At 44.3% G+C, this 1210-nt stretch carries 1 protein-coding gene; it reads left to right on the top strand.

Annotation, left to right across the window (positions count from 1 at the left end):
- Positions 1–115: 115 nt before the first annotated feature.
- A partial coding sequence (locus CCB157_RS17095) for an IS256 family transposase (protein ID WP_077616963.1) occupies positions 116–1210 on the top strand: 1095 nt, incomplete at its 3' end.

Here is a 1210-nt window from a genome sequence, read left to right as displayed (position 1 = left end):
CAAATTTGATGATGTATAAAAGTTTGTGTAAAGCATTTTGCTAGACCAAAAGAAAAAAGGTAGGGTATTCTCTGATTTAGCCATAACACATTCCAGAGAAAGGAGTACCCTACCTATGTCTAAAAGAAGTATACCGAATGTCGACTGGGCAAATCAACTGGAAAGTGTTATTCGTCAATTTGTGAAAGAAAAATTAGAGCTGATTATGCGGGAAGAAATGAAAAATTTCCTCGAAATCGAACAGGCTGGAACACCGAATATGAGAAACGGCTACTATCAGCGAAATCTAGATACGCAATATGGCCGGATTGAGGGTCTTTTGGTTCCAAGAGACCGAAACGGGGAATTTCAAACACAGTTGTTTGCCCCTTACCAACGGCACACCGGCTGGCTGGAGGAAGCAATCATTAGGATGTATCAAAGTGGCATGAGTACACGGGAAATTGACAAGTTTATCGAACGAATTCTAGGAAGCACCTATTCTCCTGCGACGATCAGCCGGATTACCGATGTCGTGAAGGAAGACATCGAGAAATGGCACGCTCGTCCACTACACCAACGTTATTCGGTCTTATATTTGGACGGCTTGTACGTGAAACTTCGCCGCGATACGGTAGAGAAAGAAGTCATTTATGTGGTGTTAGGAGTGAATGAAGAAGGGTATCGTCAAATTCTTGATTTCTTCGTGGGAGGACAAGAAAGCGCCTATGTATGGCAGGAGATTCTTCAACACCTCTACCAAAGAGGCGTCAAGGAAGTGCTTCTTGGCGTCTTCGATGGCCTTCCGGGGCTGGAGGAAGCCTTTAAGGCGGTGTATCCGAAAGCCGATGTGCAGCGCTGTGTCGTGCACAAAGTCCGCAACACCCTCAGCCGTGTTCGGAAAAAAGATCAATTCGAAATGGCCGAGGATCTCAAGCTGATTTATCGCGCGCCGAATAAGGAGATGGCGTTACAAATGTTTCAACAGTTTGAGTCGAAATGGTCCAGCAAATATCCAAGAGAAGTTCAATCTTGGGCCAATGAGTTGGATGTCCTCCTTACATTTATGGATTATCCAAGCAGTATTCGAAGTGTGATTTATACGACCAATGCCATCGAACGAACGATCAAGGAGATTCGGAAACGTCTAAAGCCGATGAACAGTTTGAGCAGTTTAGAAGCCGCTGAAAAAGTCGTATATTTGACCGTTCAAGATTTTAACGAGAAATGG

This window comes from Caenibacillus caldisaponilyticus, from assembly GCF_002003465.1.
Lineage (GTDB): Bacteria > Bacillota > Bacilli > Bacillales > Sporolactobacillaceae > Caenibacillus > Caenibacillus caldisaponilyticus.
This window is presented reverse-complemented; position numbering and strand designations above follow the sequence as displayed.